The 2,525-nt window shown below is 61.5% G+C and carries 1 protein-coding gene; it reads right to left on the bottom strand.

Features of this window, described 5'->3' with window-relative positions:
* Positions 1–2,525 (bottom strand): Ig-like domain-containing protein (locus tag CEY09_RS31695; protein ID WP_143219602.1); only part of this gene is annotated, 2,525 nt, incomplete at both ends.

Raw genomic sequence — 2,525 nt, 5'->3', positions numbered from 1 at the left:
TCGATCGTGATCGAAGCGTCAATGTCGGTGTCGACGCTGTAGCCCTTATCGGCTTCAGCGGTCTTGCTGTTGCCGGCGTCATCGGTCGCCGTGACGGAGGCGTGGACATTGCTGTCCTTGGCCAACTCGGCGCCAGGCACGTTGATGCTGTAGCCCAGGGAACCGTTGCCCAGATCCACGACCTTACCGGTGTAGTCCTGACCATTGACCGTCAGGGTGACGGTGTCGCCGACCTTGACGTCGCCACCGACCTTACCAGTGACGGCAATGTCCTTGCCGGATTCTTCGGCGTTCACCACGCCGTCGCCCGCGATCGTATCGATCGTGATCGAGGCGTCAATGTCGGTGTCGACGCTGTAGCCCTTATCGGCTTCAGCGGTCTTCGAATTACCCGCATCGTCGGTCGCCGTGACGGAGGCGTGGACATTGCTGTCCTTAGCCAACTCGGCGCCAGGCACGTTGATGCTGTAGCCCAAGGAGCCGTTACCCAGATCCACGACCTTGCCGGCGTAGTCCTGACCATTGACCGTCAGGGTGACGGTGTCACCGACCTTGACGTCGCCACCGACCTTACCGGTGACGGCGATGTCCTTGCCCGATTCTTCGGCGTTGACCACGCCGTCGCCCGCGATCGTATCGATCGTGATCGAGGCGTCAATGTCGGTGTCGACGCTGTAACCCTTGTCGGCTTCAGCCGTCTTGCTGTTGCCAGCGTCGTCCGTGGCGGTCACGGAAGCGTGGACATTGCTGTCCTTGGCGAGTTCCGAACCCGGGACGTTGATGCTGTAGCCCAGGGAACCGTTGCCCAGATCCACGACCTTACCGGTGTAGTCCTGGCCATTGACCGTCAGGGTGACGGTGTCACCGACCTTGACGTCGCCGCCGACCTTACCGGTCACGGCGATGTCTTTGCCGGATTCTTCAGCGTTGACGATGCCGTCGCCAGCAATCGTGTCGATCGTGATCGAAGCATCGATGTCGGTGTCGACGCTGTAGCCCTTGTCGGCTTCAGCGGTCTTCGAATTACCCGCATCGTCGGTCGCCGTGACGGAGGCGTGGACATTGCTGTCCTTAGCCAACTCGGCGCCAGGCACGTTGATGCTGTAGCCCAGGGAACCGTTACCCAGGTCGACAACCTTGCCGGTGTAGTCCTGACCATTGACCGTCAGGGTGACGGTGTCGCCCACCTTGACGTCGCCACCGACCTTACCGGTGACGGCGATGTCCTTGCCGGATTCTTCGGCGTTCACCACGCCGTCGCCCGCGATCGTATCGATCGTGATCGAGGCGTCAATGTCGGTGTCGACGCTGTAGCCCTTGTCCGCTTCAGCGGTCTTCGAATTACCCGCATCGTCGGTCGCCGTGACGGAGGCGTGGACGTTGCTGTCCTTGGCCAACTCGGCGCCAGGCACGTTGATGCTGTAACCCAGCGAGCCGTTACCCAGATCCACCACCTTACCGGTGTAGTCCTGGCCATTGACGGTCAAGGTGACGGTGTCGCCGACCTTGACATCGCCACCGACCTTACCAGTGACGGCGATGTCCTTGCCCGATTCTTCGGCGTTCACCACGCCGTCGCCCGCGATCGTGTCGATCGTGATCGAAGCGTCAATGTCGGTGTCGACGCTGTAGCCCTTGTCGGCTTCAGCAGTCTTGCTGTTGCCAGCGTCGTCCGTGGCGGTCACGGAAGCGTGGACATTGCTGTCCTTGGCGAGTTCCGAACCCGGGACGTTGATGCTATAGCCCAGGGAGCCGTTACCCAGGTCCACCACCTTGCCGGTGTAATCCTGGCCACTGACCGTCAGGGTGACAGTGTCACCGACCTTGACGTCGCCACCTACCTTACCAGTGACGGCGATGTCCTTGCCCGATTCTTCGGCGTTCACCACGCCGTCGCCCGCGATCGTGTCGATCGTGATCGAAGCGTCAATGTCGGTGTCGACGCTGTAGCCCTTGTCCGCTTCAGCGGTCTTCGAATTACCCGCATCGTCGGTCGCCGTGACGGAGGCGTGGACGTTGCTGTCCTTGGCCAACTCGGCGCCAGGCACGTTGATGCTGTAGCCCAAGGAGCCGTTACCCAGATCCACGACCTTACCGGTGTAATCCTGGCCGTTGACGGTCAGGGTGACGGTGTCGCCGACCTTGACGTCACCGCCGACCTTACCGGTCACGGCGATGTCCTTGCCGGATTCTTCAGCGTTGACGATGCCGTCGCCGGCGATCGTGTCGATCGTGATCGAAGCGTCGATGTCGGTGTCGACGCTGTAACCCTTGTCCGCTTCAGCGGTCTTGCTGTTGCCAGCGTCGTCCGTGGCGGTCACGGAGGCGTGGACACTGCTGTCCTTAGCCAACTCGGCACCAGGCACGTTGATGCTGTAGCCCAGGGAACCGTTACCCAGGTCGACAACCTTGCCGGTGTAGTCCTGGCCATTGACCGTCAGGGTGACGGTGTCACCGACCTTGACGTCGCCACCGACCTTACCGGTGACGGCGATGTCCTTGCCCGATTCTTCGGCGTTGACGAT

Origin of the sequence: Achromobacter marplatensis, assembly GCF_002209535.1 — a bacterium.
Classification (GTDB): domain Bacteria; phylum Pseudomonadota; class Gammaproteobacteria; order Burkholderiales; family Burkholderiaceae_B; genus Achromobacter; species Achromobacter marplatensis.
This window is presented reverse-complemented; position numbering and strand designations above follow the sequence as displayed.